Below are 22,870 nucleotides of genomic sequence, written 5' to 3' on the forward strand. Positions count from 1 at the left end.
CTGGAGGAATTTGTATGACAAATATGGTTTATGGATACGCCCGTGTATCCACAAGACAACAGGATCTCTCTCGTCAATTGGATTTACTTGACCGGTATGAATGCAACAAAATTTATACTGAAAAGATCAGTGGTGTACGCGCAAATCGTCCTGAATTAAATAAACTAAAAAAACGAGTGAAAGAAAACGATAAAATCATTATTGAAAGTTTCTCGCGGCTAGGAAGAAGTACCAAAGACCTGATTGATCTCGTCTACTTTTTTGAAAAGAAAGGGGTAAAAGTCATCAGTATCAAAGAAAATTTTGATACACAAACCCCTCAAGGAAAATTAATGATGACTGTTTTCCAAGCCTTTAGCCAATTCGAACGAGACATCATCGTTGAGAGGACCAAAGAAGGCTTAGAATCCGCGCGTGCTAGAGGAAATATTGGCGGTCGTCCACGAATCGATCCCGCACTGATCCAACACGCATTGCACCTTTATCAAAAGGAAGGAAAAGCCGTTGTGGATATCTGAGCCCAAACAGGCTTAAAGCGCTCGACTTTTTATCGCTATCTTAGTCTGGAGAAGGATGAGGTCATTTCATAAATACACGTGCTGGTTGAACTTCGTACTTTCGGCTGCTCACTATATAAAAAACAGGACGAACATTGCTGATGTTTGTGATGGCTTAAAGATCGATTTTTTTCTCTCTTATAAGCGATTCATCCAGCTTGTTCGTCCTGTATGTTTTATTCTGCTAGCTCTTCTGTTGATCCTATTGTTGTTTTCTCCATGATTTCTTACGGAACAAGAACACCAGTCCGCCGATTAAGAATAAGATACCTGTCACACTTAGCAAGACACTGCTTGTTTCTCCTGTTTTTGGCAGTTGCTTAGCAGTGGATTGTTTGCTTGCTTTGATCCGTGCTTTCTGTTCCGTTGCTGAGGGTTTGTCTGATTGTTCTGATGGTCGTTTTCCGTTTCTCTCTTGATCGTTTGTTTCTGACGTCTCTGTCTCAGGACGTGTCTTGATCGGTTCTTCTATTATTGGATCAGACGCTTCAGTTTCAGGGATTTCAGTCACAGGCGACTCACTTTCCGGACGATTTTCTTCTGGTACTTCTGTTGGCGTTTCTTCAGGTGTTTCGTTAGGCGCTTCGCTGACTTTTGCTTGTACAGTAATCACGGCATAGGCAATCACTGCTCCGTAATGGTAGGAGACCGTGTACTGACCGACTATGTTGTTGTTCACTGTGCCGTTGACTTCTACTTCTGAAAAGGCTACTTCTTTGCCATCACGATCGATGGCAGAATCAATGTTTGTTTCTGGTAGCCATTCATCGCCTTGCTTGATCGTTGAATCGTGAACTTTCAGGGACGTTTGATCCGCTTTTACGGTGATAGTGGCTTTGCTTTTTAAACCGTGATAGCTGTAAATGACCACGTATTCGCCAGCTTTTGTTGTATCTGCTTTGCCTGTAACAGTGATATCCCCAAAATCAACAGGTTTACCATCCCGATCCGTTGCGCTGTCGAAGTTGTCCTTGGCTTCCCAGTGTTCCCCTGTGTACAACTCGCTATCGTGAACTTTAACTGTCGTTTGATCGGCTTTGACGGTGATAATGGCTTTGCTTTCTACGCCATGATAGCCGTAAATGACTTCATACTTGCCTGCTTGCGTTGTATCGACAGTCCCCGTGACAGTGATATCCCCAAAATCAACAGATGAACCGTCTCTATCTGTTGCACTATCGAAGTTGTCCTTGGCTTCCCAGTGTTCCCCTGTGTACAACTCGCTATCGTGAACTTTAACTGTCGTTTGATCGGCTTTGACGGTGATAATGGCTTTGCTTTCTACACCGTGATAGCTGTAAGTGACCTCGTACTTGCCTGCTTGCGTTGTATCGACAGTCCCTGTAACAGTGATATCCTCAAAAGCAACAGGTTTACCATCTCGATCCGTTGCGCTATCGAAGTTGTCCTTGGCTGTCCAGTTTTCTCCTGTATACAACTCGCTATTGTGGACTTTGACTGTCGTTTGATCCGCCTTGACGGTAACAAGGGCTTTGCTTTCTATTCCGTTATAGCTGTAAATAACCACATATTCGCCAGCTTTTGTTGTATCTGCTTTGCCTGTAACAGTGATATCCCCAAATTCAACAGGTTTACCATCCCGATCCGTTGCACTATCGAAGTTGTCTCTGGCTGTCCAGTTTTCCCCTGTGTACAACTCGCTATCATGGGCAGTCACGTTGGTTTGATCGGCTTTGACGGTGATAATGGCTTTGCTTTCTATCCCATCATAACGATACACTACCTCATAGGTCCCCGCTTTCTTGGTATCCACGCTTCCGTCAACGCTCACATCGGCAAAAGCAACTGGATGGTTGTCCCGATCGACGGCTTGGTCGAAGTTATCTTCTGGGGACCAATTTTCGCCGACGTACAACGAAGAATCGTGAACAGTAATCGCAGTGAATCGAGGTTTGACGAGGACCGTTGCTTCTTTGCTTACATTGTTTAAGTGGTAGCTGATTGTATAAGTACCCGCTTGACTAGTATCGACTTGCCCAGACACACTGCCGCCCTCAGCGAGGAATTCCTCGTAAGTCAGTATTTTTCCTTCTTTTGAGACTGCTTGTTCAAAATTATCCGCCGCTGACCATGTATCCTGTTCATAAATCGTGGTATCTTTCACGGATAGCGCTGTGAAATCCGTTGGTGCTTTTTGATAGACGTAGGTCACTGTCGCTTCGCCTCGAGGAAAATTCCCTTTTGCATTCGTCGGTAGTTGATTGGTATCAAGAACGTACCCTGGAATTTCTGGAATAAACGCACTTGTAGAGACATTATAGGGTTCATTGGTGCTATTATGGATGGTTTGAGAAGGATAGATTTCCATCCCTGATTCATCCACATATTTAACCGTCAAATGGCTATTCGTAAAGCGAACATTATATGTCGCCGTGAACAAAAGGTTTCCGTTAACGTCGGTATATTCTAAAACCGCTGTTAAACCGTAATAGTTGATCGTAAAACCTGTGAAGCTTGTCCAAGATATATTTAATTGATTGGTACCAGTCACTTCACTTGTATACCATAGCCCCACCAGCATGTATACCTTATCCGTTTTGTAGACATAAAAATCTTCTGTCAGCTGCGGGTCTTGGTATAGTGTTTGGTGTGCGTATTTTTCCGGGATTGGCAAATCCAAAACCAGTGCTTTATACTTGATCGGATCATATTCTACAGTCAGATCGTAGTTGAAACTCTCGATACTCTTCGTTGATTCTGCAGCGAAAGGTTGACTATCCGTAGATTCTACAATGGTTTCAGCAGATGGGGCAGTAACTGAAATTTGAGTTTTTTCTGCAGTATCAGATGCGTTAGATTGATTTGTTTCTGGGTTTGAAGGGGTGGTCACCACTTCACTTGCGGTTGTTTCGGAAGATACGACGTCAGCATTTCCTTCTTGGGAATCTGTCTTTTCTCCTGAGTCCATGCTTCCTGTTGAATCTGCCAGCAAGGGAACCGATGAGTCTATGGATGGTGTTTGCTGCTCTGTTTGTTGTGTTTCTGTTGCCTGAGCGATCGGCCATGTGCTTGGAAAGGTTGTCCCTAAAATCAGCATCCCTACTAAAGCGCTCTTAATTATAACTACGCGTTTTTTCATTTTCATTTTTTCTCCTTTTTCTTTTCCCCAACGTTATTCACACTTATCTTTGTACCAATCAATCCAAGCGTTTTAGGTCTGCAACTAGCAAGGTTGTTTTTTCTAAAAAAACTGTTTTCAATGACTGCTTCACACTCGATGAAACATGCGGCGCACCATTAACATGAAATCCGCCAATTTTCAAGGGATAAGACTTCTTGATTGGCGCAGAGTATTATATAATTTACTTAAAACGAGCGTAATTTCAATGGATAGGTGGTGACTTCAATGTTAGAAAATTTATCTATCAACTTGCATCGGGACAAAGCATTTTCTCGACAAGTAAAAATCTTGCAAGTACTAAATGCTGCACCGACAGGGTATCATCCACAAGAATTAGCAACATTATTAGGACTATCTTTGCCTACAGTTACCAAAGAGCTGAGTATTTTAAGTGACAGTTTGCCAAAAGACCTGGTCAAGATCACACTCTCAGAAACGAACATCGTCTCGATCGCTTATCCGCCGAACGCTTCCATCAATTCTGCCATCCAATACCTGGGGATGGAAACGCTGGAGTTTAAAATCATGACGAGTATTATTGATAATAAAAAATACTCTATTCACCGAGCAACGATTGAATTCGGTTATTCTCGCAGTCATCTTTTACGGACGATCAGCTACATGAACAAGTCGTTGCAAACCTATTCTGTAACTATTGCCACGAATCATCTTGACTTTATTGGTACCGAAGAGGACATCCGATTTTGTCTGTTCGTCTTTTTTTCTGCTTATGGCGATAGCACGATTTTAGATAAGGATAGTCCAGCGGATGCCCGTCTGCTGGTCCAAAAAGCCAAGGAAGCCAACAAAAAAGATTTGCATTACAGCCATTACAGACTGGCTCTGTGGCTAAGTATCGCCAAGCGCAGGTGGCGCCACTCTTACTTTTTGACCTTGCCGCCGTCTTTAGAACGCAATCTATTGGAAAAAGAGCGCTTCGCTATTTTTTCAGAAATATTAAACGAACATTACTTGAAAAAATACCGAATCATCCACTTGCCGCAACAAGAGCTGCTTTGGATCTTTGTCAATGCGCTTCACTGTCTTTCCTATAGTACGATGGACATCAACGGCGAAAGCGATTCGGATTACATTTTTCACCATACAGAAAGACCAGAAATTATTGCAGAAGCGGCTGCCTTTTTAGAGAAATCTGGCGTCGCTATTCCACCTGCAGCTGCCCACAAGATCATCGCTTATCTCGTAAATCTTCGCCTGCTGACGATGATTTCTGCCAATTATGAGTTTGCTGATCCGCAGATCAAAGCCTTTGTTGAAACGACATTCAAGACGGATTACCTTTCTTGGAATGAGTGGTTGAAACCTTTCAACGATCAAAGCCGCTTCTTTTCCTTTACTCACTTGGAACATATCGCAGTCACATTGACTTTGTTAAGCGAGTTAGCGCCTAATCCCCAGCTGAAAAAACACCTCAAAGTAGCCTTTGCTTTTCAAGGCGGTGCTGGTCTAGATGCTTTCTTAGCTGCATCAACGGAATTATTTAAAAACGACCATACAGAAATCAGTTACTTTTTTGAAGTGGCTCCTGATGAACAAGAATTGATCCATCGGGAAATAGATTTGATCGTTAGCAATTTTGACTTGCATCTGAAAAGCAACTCCAAATTTCAGCAACTACGCATTTCAAATGTCCCCACCCTTTCGGACTGGACGATCATCCACAAAACGATTGAACAGCTGATTCAGCCAAGAATCACACCGATTCGTTGACCTAAGGAAACTGACGGCCTTCTTGAAGGAAGCGCCGCCAGTTTTTCATTGCGCGGTTTGCTATTTTGACCCTTTCCTAAGTATCCATTTTTCTTTTCTCTTAGCGTGTCTATTTTTTTCACATCAGAAAAAAATCAGACCTTTTTTGCAAGATTCCTCTCCTAATAAACGCTTTTCCATTCAAGCGCAGCGGAGAAAGCCCCTGTCTTGTTTTTATGTGCTGTTCGTAATCCCTGAAAAGTTGCCTGATTCGTGAATTTTTAATGAAAGAAATTTTAGCTGCTATTCTTAGCCCCAACTGTGAGAAGTGTTATTTTAAAAGCAAAGAAACATACGGTCATAACAGACTGCATGTTTTAAATAACTTTTGTATCTATTTTTTTTATTTACTAGAAAAAAAAGAAATTTTCTCCCCGCTCCTTTTTTGTATAATAGGTAAAAAGAGAGGGGAACAAACGTGGATTTTATCAAGGAGCTGCAATCCTTCAAAACAATCGTCGAGGAAGGTACGTTTACTAGAGCTGCCGCCAAACTAAACTATGCCCAGTCGACCGTTACGAACCATATCAAAAAGTTAGAAGACGAATTAGAAGTAGCGTTATTTTTGGAAGGAAAAAGCAATGTATTGACCTTGGAAGGCGAATTGTTGAAACAGGAAGTACCCGAACTGATTGCCCACTGGGAGCGGGTCAAAGAACAGTTGATCAATGCTTCCCATACGGTCGAGTATTCGTTGCGGATGGGCATCCTTCAACCCTATGACATTTTGGTTTTGCCTGCACTGCTTCACGATTTTTCGCAGCACTAACCAAAAATAAACTTCGAGATCGTCGTGGGATCAACACTAGAATTAGCCAATGCACTAAATGAAAACCGAATTGATTTCGTCTTATGCTCACTTCCTCACGAGAAACATTTTACTTACGAGGAATTGTTTCAAGAAGAGCTTTGCTGCATTACCGCAATCTCAAACCCATTAATCATCAATATGCTAGCCGACCTTGAAGGGAGCCATCTCTATCGTTCCAAGTCTGATTGTCCAGCTCGCACAAAAATTGAATGCTATCTTGACAATCAGGTTCCTTCGATCCATTGGGAGTCTGTCAGCAATATCAGTACGATTCCTTACTTGATCGAACAAACTGGATACTGCAGTCTGATCCCTCGTTCCATCATTGAGCAAACTCATGCTCGAGTAAAAATCGTCTCGCTTCCTTTGCCTGATCCCCACATGTCGATCGGCTTATTGTCAAAACATCCACTGATGCTTTCTCCCAGCATCACAAAAAATTTTGTCATCGAGCTAAAAATACGCTTACTATCTTTGTTATAAAACGGTTTTAATCCGCATTGATTTTTATGCAATTATGCTTTTTTCGGAAAAATAATGTCAGTCATTTTGTAAACCTCGTCACAGCGGGAAACAAAAGAGCTGCACCAAGTCTTTACGTTTTAAAGACTTGGTGCAGCAAGGTTTTTGAATTCGCTTACGGTTATAAAGTTACAAGATAGTATCTTTTCTCTCGATTCGATTTTTTGTTATCATTTTACTTTTTTTATGCAACCTGATACGATTATTCATGTAAATCGAAGAAAAATCAGAAAAGATGTCGTTATTCTTAACATTTCCGATTTTTTCTCCGATTGTAAAAAATAGAAACGTTTTTTCATTATTTATAAAGTATACTCAATTTTGAAGCGACGAGTTCTCAAGAAACTGAGTCTTGTACCCCGCAGGGCAAAGTCTTTGGGTAGTTATTGCTCAAGGAAGCTGTTTTTGCAATTGTCAGAAAAAATAGACGATGAGAAAAGGAGGAAAAGCCATGTTTATCATTGAAGCAATCTTCAGCTTTCTAAGAGACGCATTAGGTGTGATCCTAGCTATTCTCTTAGGGACGCTTTGCTTGTCGATGGTGGTCAATTTGATCGTTATCGTTGTAAAAAACACCTATTCAAAATTTAAAAAGAATTATTAACGAATCGCTATCTTGTAATAGATAGCTTTTTTAAATAGTTTTTTCAACCTCTCAGGTCTCTTTTTTGCCTTTGTAATATCTTTTTTCAAACTCAATCCAAGACTTGCTGAATTCATGGTTCGAAAAGGCACTTTTTAAACCTGAACGCTGCTTAAAGCGAAAGACCTCTTCGCGGTCCATCCCCAATTCCTTGGCAATTCGTTCATCCGACCAATCATTAGCCACCAACTGCTGCACGATATTTCCCATCTTCTCTATGCCATGGGTACCACGTGCTCGATTGTGGCGAATCGTTGAAGCGATGCGATTCTCAAAAGGCTTATCGATCACCGTGACCGGAACGCTTGGCAATTCCAAGCGATCTTTTGCTACGATGTACCGATGAAACCCATCGATCAAAATATACTTATCCTGCTCCTTATCGTGGTAACAAACCAATGGCTGCGTAAAGCCATCTTCTCGAATCGACAGTTCCAGTAAATCCATTTCTGGAGCAGCCACGGTGTTGGGATTATATGTATTCGCGTGAATCTTGCTGACTGGGATCAGCTTCGCCGCTAACATTGGAAAATCGATATCGCTCATGAGGTACTACACTCCTTTTTAGAAATGAATAATTTTTTGTTTGTCGATAAACCGCAAACCCTTTTGACTCCAAAAGTACAATTTCACTAGGCTGGTTACTAGAAGCGAGAATCTCTGCTTCTGGGTAGTTGCGGCTGATATCCACCAGCATTTTCCGTAAAAGAAACTTTTTAAATTGAGCGGCTGGATCTTTTTCATAAAATTCCCCTAGCTCCACTTTGTTGGCGCCTTTTTCATAATAAGAAAAAGCAGTCACCCGTTTTTCGTCATCAAGAATCACGTACCAGTAGCAGTTCTCATCATTGACTAAGTACGGAAATTGCTGCTGATACACCCGTTCCGCAAAAAAAAACCCCCATCAATTGATAGAATTGGCTTTTCTTATACGGTGGAAAAAATAAAACCAATCGTTCGTTCACAAAACCCTTCCTCTCTAAGGACGCACTCGTCCATCGTTAGGTGATTTTTTTCGTTAAATACTCGTATTTGGCATTCAATTTTTTTAACTGATACTTGGGTAAATGCTCGATCCCCAAAGCCGCCCCAAAATCGACCGCCAACTCATACAATTCCGTCTCATCTTTTTTCGTCAAACTATATTGTCGCGTACTCAAAGAAAAATCATTTTTTTCTAACGCACGAGCGATCCCTTTCCAGTCATGCCAGAGTACTTCGTTTTTCAGCCAGTCCTTACGTTTGGTCACATCGGGTATATCTTCCACTTCGATCCCGTGCTTTTCTCGATAATGATCAATCAAAATCGTGATTTTGCGGTAATAATGATCCTGTAATTTCTTTGAATAAAGTCCCAATTGATTCCAGTAAAAAGACCGCATACTCTTGCCAAGTCATATGACTGGGCTTTCTCGTATTGTAATGCGCCAGCAATCCTGTCTGGGCATACAAGCGACCAAAATTGGCTCCTGACACACGATTTACGACGCGTTCCCACGTTTCCGGTTCCACCAAAGCATATTGGTACAAGCCTTTTCGTTGCTGCATGCCATAAGGCTGACAGATCCGCATTTGATGGATCGGAACGCCATGATCATACAACTTTTCATAAAAGCCATTGATTGGCCAGTCAAAATGGGCATAGGCTCCCCACACATCTTCGGTCTTCCAATCATAGATGGGGTAAAAATTGACGACCATTGAATCTGCTACTTGCCGTTTGATCCAGCATTGCTTCCGAAAGTTATACTTTGGCGATGTGATCGATCGATACCGATACAGACTTTCCTGGGTCCGTATCCCCACACCACAAGCAACCGGCTCAAACTGATGATAGCTTGCGTACCAATGAGCAAAGTTTCGTAAAAACTTATCAGGGTTCATATTTGCACTCTGATAGATTTCCATCAATGATTCATCCAAATCAGCAAGTGAAATCGCATCTTTGGGCATCAGTTGTACCCACTTCTCACGTTCTTGTTCATCCCACATCAGCCATTGTGGCTGAAAGACGCTGGTATTGTTGTCCTCGTAAAAGGGCAAACAGAAGTGGAAGGTTTGATTGATACTTGGTAACGCTTTGATTTTTTCCATGAACGTTCTCGTAGCATCATAATTTGCCTCGATATCTAAAATCAGCAGATCAAAGGTTTTCTTTTTGTTCTGTGCGACTTGGTCTGCCAATTGGATCATGGCACCACTATCTTTTCCGCCACTGAAAGAGAAATACACATGGGGAAAGGTATCAAAAATATATTCCAAACGCGTCATCGCCGCTTCTAGCACATTTTCCTTACAATATTTCTTCATAAAAGCTCATGTCCTCATTTTATTTGTCCTTTTTTTGAATAAGTATTACATTCTAGTATAAAGTTTCACTTGGCTTCTTACAAGGACTTAAGGGAGATTTCCCTGTTATTTCATACAGCGACATGTTGAAATACGCGCGCTCAGTATCGGATAATGAGTCAACTACAGGCTAAAAAAGCAGAGATATCAATTTTTTAAACTTCATAATCACTGCTTGCTACTGATACATCTGCTCTTTTTTGAATCACAAAAAGATAGCCTGTTTTTTCTATGATTTAACTAATAGAAAGCAATACCATCAACCTGATTATCCGTTCATTCATCACATGTACTTAATTTTCCATAACAGTGAAATTTCTTTGCTGAGGTATTTGAGCTTCATAGCCTTTTGGATATTCTCAGACATCTTCTTGTAATTACTGATTTTTTCTTCTTTGGGCAGCAGTACATATTCTCGCTTGATTGCTTCAAACTTGTCTTCACGATCGATCACCAGAAGTTGCGTGATCAGATCATGGGCGAACCAGCGATGATAGGAATTTTTGTGGGTATGCAGTGCCCAGATCCGTTCCCACTCCTCATAAATCAGCTCAGGGTTTTTAGTGGCTACTTCTTTAATAATCAAATAACTATTAAAATACTCATTGATATGATTTTGACCATCAACGACATTCTCCACTAGCTTCTCCCTTACCTTTCGACCATCGATCGCCGTTTGCACAAACGGTTGGGGATCAAACGATGTTGTCTGAAAATGACGCGCGATTTCTTGGTAGTCCATGCTTTCACCTTCTTTAAATGATTGATTTGCAGCAATTGCTATTTTTTTATCCATATCATCATTTTAACAGAATCTTTGTACGAAAAAAGCGCTTTTTTGATTGCTTTTACGTTCCTTAAACGTTGGTCTCCTGTACCATTAGAAAGTGATCGCTCGTTGGCGCGCATTTTTCCTGGCAATATCCAATTTAAAATCGATCAAAAAAACAGGGAAATCCCTCAATGAAAAGAAGGATTGTAGTCTTTCACCCAATGATCCATTGAGTTCTGACATTCGTTTCTTTGTAGTTTGTGATTTCTTATTCCATCGTATTCTTGACCTTGCGTCTGCAAAAGAGCGCCTGTACTAATAATTTTCTCAATGAAGAATGTGATAAAAATGACATAAAAAAGGAAGTCCCCTGACGGGACTTCCTGAGTTTCGTTTCTTCAAAAACTATTTCACGCATAGCTGCGAGATGCTGGATCACGCGTCCTTTCTCCGAATACCTCGGTCGGTAGGCATTTTGATCCATTGTTCGGGTGGACGTTTTCTGATTTTTTTTGGTGCAAACATCAGTTGAACCGTTCTTTTGACAAAGTTATTTCGGTATACGTTTTCCATAACTTGCACGCCCTTTTCAATTGAATTAGGAAGTAGTAACGCCGATCGTTCTTCCTACCTTTATTATAAGCGTGGAGACGGGACAAAACAAACAATATAGCTGGGAATTTCTGGCTTTCTTTCCCTCAACTTTGTAGTCGATCGCTCGCTAAATTGGTATGATCCTTTGAATAATATTCAACTAGCCATCGTATATTTATTGAAAAAACAAATGAAAAATTACAGAAAAGGTTGATTTCCACTCGAATAAACAGCCGAAAAGACGAGTTTTTGAATGAAAAATCGTTTCACTTTACTTTTTCTTAAATTTTAATTATTATTCTTTTGAAATAAGAATAATGAAGGAGATAAAAACATGGAAAAATACCAAGTGTTCCCTGGTCAAAACTATCAGGCAAATGTTATTGGCTTTACCGGTTTACAAGAAGTTAGTGTGATTCATGTTTACGAAAATACTGCAACTGTTCTAATCAAAGAAACAGCTGAAACAGGTGTTGCTAAGCTATGTAATTTTCTAGTTGGTGCCACACAATTAGTTAGTTGATCCTCTTTTATTAACCAAAACATGAGGAGCCATTTGCCATCCAACATGTTGTAGGAAAACGCTTTGAAAGTAGTCCTTTGTGAGCTTGCTCTTTTCCTATTCATCAATTACAGCAGTATTTTTATTTATCTACTCAATATCTCTCTACTTTATATATAAATAGTGTTAGAATGAACAAAAGGAAACGTATCAGGCTTCCCCCAAGAGAATCTTCCCCAAGTACTCTTGTCTGATACGTTTCCTATTTTGTGGCGAAAAAGCCACAGACCAATGGTAGCCCTTTACTCTGTGAAAAGCAAGCTTTCAAAATAAATTTTTTCTTTATTTTTTTATTTTATCTCTACAAATCCCCTTTATAAGCAGGCAAAAACACACCTCTCGACAAAAAGGTGTGTTCTTTTTATAACAATGATTATTCACGAATAATAAGTTCGTAAGGCAGAATGATCTGCTCTTGTTTTCTTTCTTGAAACAATCGAAAAGCTTCTTTGCCGCACTGATCCAGATGAAACTCAACGGAAGAAAAGTGCAGCATTTGACTGATGAGCAGGTTTTCTTGTCCAATCACGACGGGTGCTGTCCCGTGGGAGTATTGATTTAAGATCATCGCTGCGATCTCGTCCCCATTTGTGATCACCCCATCGATTCCTCGTTCCTTAAAAAATGCAGCTGCGGGAATCCCATCTTGTGCTTTGATACAATCCCAATAAATATCTGCTTCAGAAAAATTAGGAAACAGCTCCTTGGCTTTTGCGATCGTGTTGACTGAATTGCAGCTGAGGCGTTTGCTGCGCCCGAGCGTCAGTCCCAAGCGTTTTACGCCTTGTTCTTTCAAATACTTGATACTGGCTGTCACAGAGCCGACCAAGTCGATCGCAACGAAAGGAACGGCCGTACCGGTCGAATTTTCGCAAAAAACAATCGGTCCTTTTTCCATGTAGGGATAAAATGTCTCGATATGATTTGCGCGGGTGATGACGATCAAGCCGTCAAATCCCTTTGCAGCGAATTCTTCTAGATATTCTAGCTCCAGCTTCCGATCAAAATTGGTCGGAAGCAACGTCACCTTGTATTTTTGGGCAAAGGCTTCTTCCATGATGCCATTTAAAATTCCGTCAAAGAAGGCGTGATTGACAAACGGTACGATGACTCCAATATTATAGGTTTTCCCCGAGCTAAGTTTTTGGGCGATTTTATTCGGTTTGTAATCTAGTTCTTCCATCACTGCCAAAATCGCTGCTCGCTTTTGCTCATCGACATAAGGATGGCCATTGATCACACGAGAGACCGTCGTGATCGAAAAACCAGTAATTTTTGCTATATCGCGAATCGTTGCCATTTCTTTCATTCCTATCTGATTGTTTTGCTAATGACCTAAGTCTACCATAGAAAATTAGTTGTTCCACTTTCGACAATTTTCTGAGAAGGTCTCTTGATTGATTGTACGGTATGAAACGAGTTTCATAGCAAGACTTAGTTAGACTCCTTGAAAAGAAATTTATTTAAAATCAAAAACTGACTGCCTAGCAGGCTGCAAACGCTGCTTAAGCAATCAGTTTTTCTATTATTTACTGAATCATTTCTTTTGATAAACTTTTACGTTTCTTCGTATATCTTCGCATCAGCAGCTCGATGCCCTTATCCGCAAAGCGTTGCATGTAGGCGGAAAAATTCAACAAGGCAATCAAGAGAATGAGGTTGAGATAGCTGGTATTGCCTAGGTTAAAGAGGTCGCGACCGACGATCAAAGCAGCAAAGTACAAGATCTGAGTGCTGAAAAAAATCATCGTTCGATAGCTGTTGATCGCTGGATAGACTTTTTTCTGGATCAAGCGATAGTTCCAAGCAGTAAAAATAATGCTCATGATCGATAGAGCTTTACTGCTGCTGTTGAACCAATAGCCAAAGTTGATGATCAGCAAAGTTCCTACCGTAATCGTCAAGGCTGTTGGAAAAGCATTTTTGAAAATCGTCGTCATAAAGTCTCCTTTGATCCGATTGAAGTCTGGTTCAAAGTTTAAAAAGAAGGTCGGAATGCCAACAAAGCAGGCATTGATGATCGTTAATTGGATCGGCTCAAAAGGATAGGTCGTTCCTGATAACAACGTCCCCATGGTGATCATGATGGAGAATAAGACTTGCACTAGCACCAATGAACCTGAGCGGGTAATGTTATTGATCACTCGGCGGCCTTCATCCATGACCGATGGCAAAGCATCAAATTGATTTTCCAAAAGAACCAGATTTGACACTTGACGCGCAGCATCGACACCAGAAGCCATTGCGATCGAGCAGTCGGCTTCTTTCAGCGCCAAAACATCGTTGACGCCATCGCCAGTCATCGCGACAGTATGCCCTTGTTCTTTCAAGTAGAGCACCATTTCTTTTTTTTGTTGCGGCGTCACTCGACCAAAAATCTGATAGTTGCTGACAGCTTCTTTTAATTCGGCTGCAGTTAATTTTGATACATCGATAAAATCAGAAGCCCCTGGTAGATTGACTTTTTTCGCGATTTGACTGACTGTCACTGGATCATCGCCAGAGATGATCTTGCATTGGATTGACTGTGAACGAAAATACTCCAAGGTCTCTTTGGCATCTTCACGAATCGTGTCTGACAGTAAGTAAAAGCCCAGCGGTTCAATATCCGTCGGCAGTCCTTCCTCCTCATAGCCTTGCGTACTGTGAGCCAAAACGATCACTCGGTAGCCTTCTTCTGCCAGCTGCCTTTCCTGTTTTAAGACAGCTTCATGGTTGGTTCCTAGTAAAATCGACGCAGCTCCGATGAAATAAGTGCCTTGTCCTTCAAACGTGACGCAACTGAATTTGCGATCTGATGAAAAGGGGACGACTTGCTGCATCTGGTACGTCTTTTTTTCTGGGAAAAAGGTTCGCAGCGCCATTGCCGTTGGGTTCTGATCGGGTAGCTGCGCCATTAAGTTACCAGTGATTTCTGCCAACGGTGTGTCCGATTGAAAGGAAATCGTCTTTTCCACCGTCATCTTGCCTTCGGTGATCGTGCCCGTTTTATCTAAGCAAAGAACATCGACCCGTGCCAAGGCATCAATGCAGTTCAATTCCTGCACCATCACTTTTTTGCGCGCCAGATAGACGGCACTGATGGTCAATGTGACACTGGTCAATAAAAACAAACCTTCGGGGAACATTCCCACAGCTGCCGCCACCGTCCGTAAGATGGCGGTGTTGAAAGTTGCATGAGAGAAATAGAACTGTTTGACGAACAAGAGGGTACATAACGGCACCAAAATCAGACTGATCCAACGAATGATTTTGTTTAAACTGCCTTGGATCATGTATTTTTGTCGTTTGATGGTTTTGGCTTCTTTGTTGATTTTTGCGATATAGTTGTCAGCGCCTACGTGGATCACTTGGCATAACGCTTCGCCAGCAGTGATAAAACTGCCAGAAAACAACTCGTCTGCTGGCTGCTTGTAGATCGTATCCATTTCACCAGTCAGCAAGGATTCATTGACTTCTAAAGACCCTTGAATGACTTTGGCATCCGTCGGCACTTGATCCCCGCTTTTCAGTCGTAACACATCATCCATTACGAGTTTGTGGATCGGCAAATTCTCCAGCTTGCCATCCCGATAAACATCGGCTTTGGCAACTTTTAGCAATGCCAGCTTATCCAGCGTTCGTTTGGAACGAACTTCTTGAAAGAGATTGATGATCACATTGCTGAAGACAACAAAAACGAACAAGCCGTTTTGATAAGAACCCGTCAAACAGACGAGAAAGAATAGGACACAGTTGATCAAATTGAAAAAGGTAAAGATATTGGTAAAAAGGATTTTCGGGTACGTATTCGTCGTATCCTTTTTTGTCTTATTGACTTGACCGCGCTGCACCCGCGCCTTGACTTCTCCTGACGTCAAGCCAATGGTTTGGTTGTTTTCGATGATCCTCACCCTTTCTATTCTTAGTCATTTACTTTTATTTTGCTGAATATTCAGCAAATTTGCATCAGACTTGGGAATGGTTTTGTGTTTTTTCTATAAAAACAATTGGCGTCGATTGCGTAAGATACGCCATCGACTCCCCGCTTTTTTTCTGTAAAAAAACAAGTACTGTTTAAAATATAGCATACCCATTTACGAATTGGCGTTTCATTTTTGTCACCTTCGCGTCACTTTAGGAATTAAAATAACAGTTTATTTCTTAACCTGAACCGACTAGACAATAAGCTATCATAGGCTTTCCAGGTGGTTTCTTGCGATGACACAAAACAAAAAAAACAGCTGATCTTCACAGATCAACTGTTTAACAATTCTTTAAGTTAGCTGTTCCCTCAGTTGCTAAAAAACGCTCAACCAGCTTGCTTCTTTTATTGATCAATGCAGTGCTTCCTTTTTCCATTTTCGGATTTTCGTTCGGAAATTGGTAAAGGGTGCTACTGTATTGATATGGATCCATTTATAGACTGGCCACTGTGCTTTGGTGGTTGCCCAATCCCGCTGCCCTGCTTCAAACAATTCCTGATCGGATAAGCCTTCGATCCACTGGCAAAGGGCCGTCACTTTTTGGTCTAAGAGCTCTTGCTGCTGTGCTAAGGTCAAACTGCCGTATGTCTGATAAAAAGATTGATACAATCCGCCAAGGTTGTTCCATTTGTACCCTTCAGCAGGTGTGTGAACGCTCATCCCTTGCTGTTCCTGTGCTTCCCATGACAATAACAAACTGACCCAGCCGATTTGGTAAGACAAGTTTTCTGAAGGCGTCTTATCGACCCCAGCTGTTCGCTGATTTCGTAACGCTTCGGGAATTTCAACAAATTCTTGGCGAAATTTTTGGTAACGCTCTGTGATCTCTTGGATCAGCGCTGCTTTGCTTTCATATTGTCTCATTGTTTGTCCTCCTATTCAGGAAAATGGCTGCTCTTTGTCGCTTTCAGCAATGGCGATAAAAATCGTTACTTCGCCGTCTGGCGCATATTGTTCAAAATCAAAGGAATACTTGCGCTGCAGCTGGTGGTTTTCTTCCTCAGACCAGATTTGACGCCAAGTAGTCAAAATGCCCTGCGCATCACGCCGATCGACCGGATACTTTTTCCAAGTATATTTTTCTGTATCAAAGTCTGCTTGCTCCGTTTCTTCGCAACAAAGAGAAACGGCATAGTCTCCTTGATAGTTTGACTCATACCCGTGGTAAACGCAAGCGATGGCCATTCCTTTTTCTGCGGCTTTCTTGACCGCTTCGCTGTTTTTCTCCCATAAGCCAGTGATTTTTGCTTGAATCGCTGGATCAGTAAAATTATTGGTTCTTTCAGTTGCTATTATCGAAAATTTCATTAGCGTTCCTCCTTCTTTGTCTTTATGATACGATAGAAACCTAGACACCCTGTGTCAGTGTTTCACCATCTTTTCCAAAAAGGAGTAACCCCAGTGAGTACGACGCGCCTGTTCGGCCTTATCTATCACCTGTTGAATCATGAAAAAGCAACCACTTCTGAATTAGCCAAACAATTTGAAGTCTCGACTCGCACCATCACCAGAGATATCAATACCCTAAGCAGTATTGGCGTGCCCATCTATACCGAAACGGGTCGAAATGGCGGCGTTTATCTGTTAAGCAGTTTTGTGTTGGATAAAGTGTTATTATCAGAGGAAGAACGAAAAAACCTACTTTTGGCGTTGAAAGGGATTCGCCAGCTAACGCCACAGATCAGTGGGCAATCGCTGGCAAAACTGCAATCCTTGTTTAAGCAGCCCGATGCTGATTGGCTAGAGGTAGATTTTTCCACTTGGCATCGGCGAGAAAACGGCAACGACACGTTTGATTTATTAAGAAAGAGTATTTTAACGAACCACGTGATCACCTTTGACTATATCAGTAAACAGGGACCGAAAAAACGCGTCTGTCAGCCTTACAAACTGCTTTTTCGTTCGCAAGCATGGTATCTGCAAGCCTTCGACCAGCAAAAGAATGCCTTTCGGACATTTAAAATCAGCCGCATGAGTCAGGTCCACGTCACCGAACAGCATTTTTTCCCGGTCCCTGCGCCTGATTCTGCCATTGAGTTGACTGTTGACACCTATCCTGCGCGTCTATTCTTTCAAGCCGACGTTCTTTATCGGGTATATGATGAGTTCGATCATCAGGATATTACTTTGACGGAGGAAGGCACTGCTGTGGTTACCGTTGATTTGCCCGAGGAAAGCTGGGTAGTGCCCTATTTGTTCTCTTTTGGAAAAAGCCTACGCATTTTAAGTCCCCCTCGACTAAAGAATCGTTACCAAGAAGAAGTTGCTGCGATTTATGCCAATTTGTCCAAGAACGAGGGTGCGAACTGATTTTTTAGGAAAAGGATCCCTATTGAAAGGAGTGTTTGATTTGAAGGAAGTAATCGTACAGTATGGCGGGGTTTCGCTAAACCGCCTTTGCCAGCAGTTGGAAGAAAATCAGATTCACTTAAACGCGTATGCCAACCAGCTCTTGCGCCATCCCCAGCTCTCCTTCAGTGCCGATAAACAGCGTACTACTTGTGTGATTGTTTCTCTTAAAGAACTAGGACTCACCCAAGGTGGCTCTTTGACGGAGATTTTTGCAGCTGCACCTTCTTATGGACTGACCGATTGTACATTGGAAATGGCCTTACACTTTCGCCTCAGCTATCATCAACTGGCAAATAGTACCGGACTGAAATCCCAAGGAAAAGCGCCAGCTGCCGCAATCACGATCGCTTCTGTGCCTTTGGAAAAAACCGACGATTTCCCCAAAGGATTCTACGTTCGCCGCATCGATGGGGTTGACTGGCTACGAGGCTATACTTGCGATGCACGACACCAGTTTGCACCGGATGACCTGTTTTTGTTTCAACGACGAGACCCGCTGCCAGAGCGCCTCAACTGAAGGGGAAACAAACCGTTTCATATCAAATGTCCTTGTTTCTCATTGCCTACAATCATTCTGTAGGTTAAGAAGAGCCGAAAAGGACAAAAGGAGAAATAGATGAACTTAATCCCAATGAAAGACAGCGACTATGCTGCTTACTTAACCAATGCAATTTTCGAATACGCCAATGACAAAGTCCAAGCAGGCACATGGGCCAAAGACGAGGCCCTCGCCCTAGCCAAAGAAAGCTTTGCTTCCCTGCTTCCTCAAGGGACTGCCACCGAAAACAATCACTTGTTTTCTTTATTTGCAGCTGATTTTAGTGAACCGATCGGGGTGATTTGGGTCAACACAGCTGCCCAGAAAGCCTTCATCTATGACTTTATCATCGAGGAAGACCAGCGAGGAAAAGACTATGGCACCAAAGCGTTACAGGCTTTGGAAAAGTGGGCGATCCAGCAAGGCATCACTGAGATCGGCTTGCACGTTTTTGCCCATAATCAGTCTGCGTATCAGCTATACAAAAAAATGGGCTATTTGGAAACAGATATTACGATGGTTCGACGTTTCGCTGAATGAGTGGTGTTGAAACACGAAACCTAACGATCATTCTTGAACGATAAGAAAGGAGTGAGAAAACTTGTATTGGTTGATTTATCTTTTGGTCGTTGTATTTGCTCTCGGATGCTTTTTGTGTGGTGTTCAGTTTCGCAAACAAAAATGGGGCTTCTTGATAGCTGGATACAATGATTTGACTGAAAATCAAAAAGCACAAGCAGATAGTCAGGCAATCTCAAAATCAATGAGCAAATGCGCCTTTTGGACAGGTGTTTATGTTTTGTCTTTGGGTCTTGTGCTCTACCTGCTGCTTGAAGAAATCGGTGATTCGTCAATAATTAGGATAGTATGTGCCCTCCTTACCTTGCTTTTTGTTCTCTTCATTTTCATTGAAGTCCGAAAAAATCGTTCGTACTATCCGATAAATAAAGACTGAGATAAAGAGAGAATTTCTCGTTTTACTCATAAGGTATTTCTAAGCGATCACTGTAATCCAAGTTTTTTAACCAATGATTGGTTGTTTTAAACGAAAACATCTGAATGTGATCCCCCTAGGACCGTCATCTAAGACGGTTTTTTTTTAGGTTACTAGACGACAGTTCTTCCTTGTTTTATAAGAAGATTTCTCACACATCTTTTCGCAATCGAGCCAGCTGTCCTTACTGAATTCTCCCTTGCCTCTTGTTTTTCTTACACTGCACCATTATATTTATACTTATTAGTCATTTTTTTATAGAGAGGACGTTTCCCTTGAATTATCCCTTATTAAATGAACAAATGCCTCAGACCATCATTCGTGTTTGGCGGTTGCGAAGGATTACGTCACTGATTATTTTCAGCCTGATTTTCGCTGCTTCTTTTTGGTTTCTAGCCACGCAAAACTGGCTTCATTTCTGGGTGTTCGCCCTTTGGTCAAGCTTATTGGCGCTGACTTTGATCAGCCATCTGCTTTCTTTTGTGCTAATGAACTACCGTTACAAATTCCATCGCTACGAGATCCAAGAAAAGGATATCGCTATTCAACGTGGCTATCTATTTCGCAACACCACGTATATTCCGATCCGTCGAATCCAGCACATCGAAACGGACCAAGGGATCTTTTTGCGAAAATACGCTTTAGTCTCCTTACAGATCCATACGGCTGCCACCAACCACACCATTGAAGGCTTGCCAGTGGCGCAAGCCGAACGCTTGCGAGAAACCATCATGAATTTAGTCGAGGTGGTCAAAGATGATCTATGAAAAACAACGACTGCCGTTGCTGTGTATCGGTCTTTATTGGTTCAAAAATTGCAAAAATTTTCTGGTACTAGCGTTTCTGTTTGTATTCAAATTATTCAACGACGCCCCTTCTTTTCCGATGATTCTGGGCGGCATTCTGCTATTTTTACTGGTGTGTCTGATTTTTGCGGTACTGTCTTACGCCCGCTTTACCTTTCAAATCGATCAAACGAGTGTACTAGTCAACAAAGGACTCTTTATCCAAAAACAAACGATTTTGCCATTTGAACGCATCCAAACCATTCAAGAGAATCATTACTTTTATTTACGTCCATTTAAATTAGCTGAAGTGAAGTTGGAAAGCGCCGCAAGTTCGAGTGGTGAAGCCGAAATTCTTTTCCCTGCATTGCCGCTGGCTCTCATTGCCTCAATCGAAGCGTCAAAAAAGGCGGCTGCGACACCACAACAGCCGACTGCCCAAACAACTAGTAGAGAAGAACCAACCGACGATTACGCTGCGTTTTCGGCTGAGAAGTCAGCGCAGCCGTTAGAAACATTCACTTTGAAATTCAAGGAGATTTTCTTGTTTTCTCTCACTGATTTTTCTGTTTTCACCTTGGTTCTAGTCATCGGCTACAACGTGATTGACAACATTCCCAATTTCTTTGCCTATGCATCGGAATTGCAGCAACTTGGCCTTTTATTAGGTGCTGCAATTTTACTCGGGCTGCTGATTTTGTTTTTCTTCCTTGCGATCGCCAGGAATCTTTTCCGCTATTATGGCTTTACGGTGAAAACGAACCAGCAACAGTTGTTGATCACGCAAGGCTTGTTTTCTAAACGTCACCAAACGATTCCCCTCGCTAGGATCCAAGGGCTGAGTGTCGAACAAAACCTTTATCGAAGAATCTTTCATCTAAGCTCCGTCAAGTTACTGCTGGCTGCTGGCAGTTCGTCAGAAAGCGATGATACGGTCTATCTGTTCCCCATTTTGAAAGAGGCGCAGCTGACCGACACATTGGCCCGCTTTTTGCCCGAATGGTCGTTTCAACAAACCGCTCTAGTGAAAAATCCGCGACCCAACTTTTGGTACTTCTGCCGTTGGCCGCTGCTGATCGGACTCCTTGCTGTAGGAATCTCCGCCTTCTTTTTCTGGTGGTTAGCGCTGATTTTCTTCGTGTTCTTTGGCTCCTTCGTGTTATCAAGTATTTGGCGGGGCAAAATACAAGGCTATCAATTTTTAGACAATCACGTATTGTTGTGCCAAACGATTCGCGGTCTTACTAAGGTGACCGCTTATCTGAAGAAAAATAAAATCCAAGATTTCACCGTCACCACGACGTATTGGCAGCACAAAAAAGGGCTTGGCAAGTCACAGCTGACCATCAAAACCGAAGATACGCTCACTGAAAGTAAGCTTTTCTACTTTCCATTAACCGAAGCAGAAAAGTTGCGGCGCTGGTTTTTGTCCTAGTTCACACAAAAAAACGTCAAACAGCAGGACTGATGCGCTGTTTGACGTTTTTCGCAAGACCTGAAATAAATGAGAAGGAAGCACCAACCATTGATTCGTTGATGCTTCTTTTTTCTATCCCCTGACCTTCCCTTCGACTATTTGCTGCTTGATAGAAGCAGCATCTAAGCCATATTCTTTTTGCAGGAAATCGGGTGTGCCGACTTGACCGAATCGTTCGTTGACACCAATACGTTTTAAGGGGACAGCACTGCCTGTTTCAGCAAGCACTTCGGCGACGGCACTTCCTAGTCCACCGGTAATAGAATGATTTTCGATGGTGATGACTTGCCGTTTCCCCTGAACTTCGCGGAGGATCAATTCTTTATCGATTGGTTTGATGGTAAACATGTCGATCACTTCGCAGCTAATTCCTATTTCTGCTAATTCTTCTGCCACTTGCAGTGTTTCAGATACCAATTGTCCGCTAGCAATCAACAACAGTTCATCGCCTGGTCTTAAAATATTGCCTTTTCCTAGTTCAAAGGTCGAGCCTTTTTCATAAATCGTCGGAACCGCTTTCCGATTGCCTCGTACGTAATGAATGCCTGATAATTGGCTAAAGGTGTTTATGATCCACGCCATTTGGACTTCATCCGCTGCATCGCAGACGATCGATTGGGGAATCATTCGCATCAAAGCCACATCTTCCCATGTCGTATGGGTGCCGCCGTTATGCCCGACTGCAAACCCTGGATCAGAACCGTAAATATTGATCGTATTGCCGCCATAGCCGCCAGAAATAAACAGCTGATCGAATACCCGACGCGTCGCAAATGGCCCAAAGGTGTGGATAAAAGGTGTATAACCGGTTAAACTCAAGCCAGCCGCGACACCAACCATATTGGCTTCCGCGATCCCCATGTTGATAAAGCGTTGGGGATGTTTGTTGGCAATCGTGGTCCAGCCGCTGGCAGAACCAAGGTCGGCATCTAACGCAACTAGCTGGTTATTTTCATCCATGAGTTCCACCAATGTGTCAACGACACAAGTTCGCAGCTCTTTACCAGCAGCAGTGGTTTTGCTTAATGTAAACATGC

Annotated in this window: 20 protein-coding genes and 2 pseudogenes; 12 read left to right on the top strand and 10 right to left on the bottom strand. The window is 42.2% G+C overall.

Annotation, left to right across the window (positions count from 1 at the left end; genetic code table 11):
- Positions 1 to 14: 14 nt before the first annotated feature.
- A pseudogene (locus tag IGJ15_RS13230) lies at positions 15 to 590 on the top strand (recombinase family protein).
- Positions 591 to 759: 169 nt separating this feature from the next.
- On the opposite strand, the gene IGJ15_RS13235 reads toward IGJ15_RS13230, so the two are convergent.
- The gene (locus IGJ15_RS13235; protein WP_131501986.1) at positions 760 to 3,657 is read right to left on the bottom strand and encodes a bacterial Ig-like domain-containing protein; all 2,898 of its coding nucleotides are present in this window, start codon (positions 3,655 to 3,657) and stop codon (positions 760 to 762) included.
- A gap of 267 nt (positions 3,658 to 3,924) precedes the next feature.
- Here IGJ15_RS13235 and IGJ15_RS13240 point away from each other — a divergent pair, with 267 nt between their 5' ends.
- The 4 genes from IGJ15_RS13240 (at position 3,925) to IGJ15_RS13255 (ending at position 7,406) form a co-directional block, all read left to right on the top strand.
- Entirely contained in the window at positions 3,925 to 5,430 is a 1,506-nt protein-coding gene (locus IGJ15_RS13240) for a helix-turn-helix domain-containing protein (protein ID WP_154694155.1), read from the top strand.
- Between the two features lie 457 nt (positions 5,431 to 5,887).
- On the top strand, positions 5,888 to 6,238 hold the full coding sequence (locus IGJ15_RS13245; protein WP_010748816.1) for a LysR family transcriptional regulator: 351 nt from the start codon (positions 5,888 to 5,890) through the stop codon (positions 6,236 to 6,238).
- Between the two features lie 6 nt (positions 6,239 to 6,244).
- A complete protein-coding gene (locus tag IGJ15_RS13250; RefSeq protein WP_306453154.1) occupies positions 6,245 to 6,763 on the top strand; it encodes a LysR substrate-binding domain-containing protein in 519 nt (172 codons plus the stop codon).
- Between the two features lie 490 nt (positions 6,764 to 7,253).
- Positions 7,254 to 7,406 (top strand): hypothetical protein, encoded by a 153-nt coding sequence (locus tag IGJ15_RS13255; RefSeq protein ID WP_010748814.1) that lies wholly within the window; start codon positions 7,254 to 7,256, stop codon positions 7,404 to 7,406.
- A 51-nt stretch (positions 7,407 to 7,457) separates the two neighbouring features.
- Here the strand turns inward: IGJ15_RS13255 and IGJ15_RS13260 are convergent, their stop codons facing one another.
- The 4 genes and pseudogenes from IGJ15_RS13260 to IGJ15_RS13275 form a co-directional block, all read right to left on the bottom strand.
- Entirely contained in the window at positions 7,458 to 7,991 is a 534-nt protein-coding gene (locus tag IGJ15_RS13260) for an IbrB-like domain-containing protein (RefSeq protein WP_010748813.1), read from the bottom strand.
- Complete coding sequence (locus tag IGJ15_RS13265) at positions 7,918 to 8,325, bottom strand: hypothetical protein (protein ID WP_228074195.1); 408 nt, start codon at positions 8,323 to 8,325, stop codon at positions 7,918 to 7,920. Before IGJ15_RS13265 ends, IGJ15_RS13260 begins: the two co-directional genes overlap by 74 nt.
- Positions 8,326 to 8,446: 121 nt before the next feature.
- Positions 8,447 to 9,755, bottom strand: a pseudogene (locus IGJ15_RS13270) (DUF3440 domain-containing protein).
- Positions 9,756 to 10,077: 322 nt separating this feature from the next.
- Complete coding sequence (locus IGJ15_RS13275) at positions 10,078 to 10,536, bottom strand: hypothetical protein (RefSeq protein ID WP_430599150.1); 459 nt, start codon at positions 10,534 to 10,536, stop codon at positions 10,078 to 10,080.
- A gap of 958 nt (positions 10,537 to 11,494) precedes the next feature.
- Between IGJ15_RS13275 and IGJ15_RS13280 the strand changes: the two genes are divergently transcribed.
- Positions 11,495 to 11,683: a hypothetical protein gene (locus IGJ15_RS13280; protein ID WP_005227564.1), complete on the top strand. Its 189-nt coding sequence runs from the start codon at positions 11,495 to 11,497 to the stop codon at positions 11,681 to 11,683.
- 412 nt (positions 11,684 to 12,095) lie between these two features.
- Here the strand turns inward: IGJ15_RS13280 and IGJ15_RS13285 are convergent, their stop codons facing one another.
- The 4 genes from IGJ15_RS13285 to IGJ15_RS13300 form a co-directional block, all read right to left on the bottom strand.
- Positions 12,096 to 13,022, bottom strand: a complete 927-nt coding sequence (locus IGJ15_RS13285) for a LacI family DNA-binding transcriptional regulator (RefSeq protein WP_010748809.1) — start codon at positions 13,020 to 13,022, stop codon at positions 12,096 to 12,098.
- A 229-nt stretch (positions 13,023 to 13,251) separates the two neighbouring features.
- Positions 13,252 to 15,615 (bottom strand): HAD-IC family P-type ATPase, encoded by a 2,364-nt coding sequence (locus IGJ15_RS13290; RefSeq protein ID WP_010748808.1) that lies wholly within the window; start codon positions 15,613 to 15,615, stop codon positions 13,252 to 13,254.
- A 423-nt stretch (positions 15,616 to 16,038) separates the two neighbouring features.
- Entirely contained in the window at positions 16,039 to 16,551 is a 513-nt protein-coding gene (locus IGJ15_RS13295) for a ClbS/DfsB family four-helix bundle protein (RefSeq protein ID WP_194186201.1), read from the bottom strand.
- A 15-nt stretch (positions 16,552 to 16,566) separates the two neighbouring features.
- A complete protein-coding gene (locus IGJ15_RS13300; RefSeq protein ID WP_010748806.1) occupies positions 16,567 to 16,995 on the bottom strand; it encodes an effector binding domain-containing protein in 429 nt (142 codons plus the stop codon).
- 93 nt (positions 16,996 to 17,088) lie between these two features.
- Here IGJ15_RS13300 and IGJ15_RS13305 point away from each other — a divergent pair, with 93 nt between their 5' ends.
- The 6 genes from IGJ15_RS13305 to IGJ15_RS13330 all read left to right on the top strand — a co-directional run bounded on the left by IGJ15_RS13305 (position 17,089) and on the right by IGJ15_RS13330 (position 21,791).
- On the top strand, positions 17,089 to 17,997 hold the full coding sequence (locus IGJ15_RS13305) for a helix-turn-helix transcriptional regulator (protein WP_010748805.1): 909 nt from the start codon (positions 17,089 to 17,091) through the stop codon (positions 17,995 to 17,997).
- Positions 17,987 to 18,556: a hypothetical protein gene (locus IGJ15_RS13310; protein ID WP_034695335.1), complete on the top strand. Its 570-nt coding sequence runs from the start codon at positions 17,987 to 17,989 to the stop codon at positions 18,554 to 18,556. Before IGJ15_RS13305 ends, IGJ15_RS13310 begins: the two co-directional genes overlap by 11 nt.
- A 99-nt stretch (positions 18,557 to 18,655) precedes the next feature.
- On the top strand, positions 18,656 to 19,117 hold the full coding sequence (locus tag IGJ15_RS13315; RefSeq protein ID WP_430599152.1) for a GNAT family N-acetyltransferase: 462 nt from the start codon (positions 18,656 to 18,658) through the stop codon (positions 19,115 to 19,117).
- A gap of 61 nt (positions 19,118 to 19,178) precedes the next feature.
- Entirely contained in the window at positions 19,179 to 19,532 is a 354-nt protein-coding gene (locus tag IGJ15_RS13320) for a DUF3784 domain-containing protein (protein ID WP_010748802.1), read from the top strand.
- 314 nt (positions 19,533 to 19,846) lie between these two features.
- A complete protein-coding gene (locus tag IGJ15_RS13325; protein ID WP_010748801.1) occupies positions 19,847 to 20,338 on the top strand; it encodes a PH domain-containing protein in 492 nt (163 codons plus the stop codon).
- Positions 20,328 to 21,791, top strand: a complete 1,464-nt coding sequence (locus IGJ15_RS13330) for a PH domain-containing protein (RefSeq protein WP_010748800.1) — start codon at positions 20,328 to 20,330, stop codon at positions 21,789 to 21,791. Before IGJ15_RS13325 ends, IGJ15_RS13330 begins: the two co-directional genes overlap by 11 nt.
- 114 nt (positions 21,792 to 21,905) lie before the next feature.
- Here IGJ15_RS13330 and IGJ15_RS13335 read toward each other — a convergent pair whose 3' ends face one another.
- On the bottom strand, positions 21,906 to 22,868 hold the full coding sequence (locus IGJ15_RS13335) for a transketolase family protein (protein ID WP_010748799.1): 963 nt from the start codon (positions 22,866 to 22,868) through the stop codon (positions 21,906 to 21,908).
- Between the last annotated feature and the right edge of the window lie 2 nt (positions 22,869 to 22,870).

Source organism: Enterococcus sp. AZ079 (genome assembly GCF_050547255.1).
Classification (GTDB): Bacteria; Bacillota; Bacilli; order Lactobacillales; family Enterococcaceae; genus Enterococcus_D; species Enterococcus_D casseliflavus.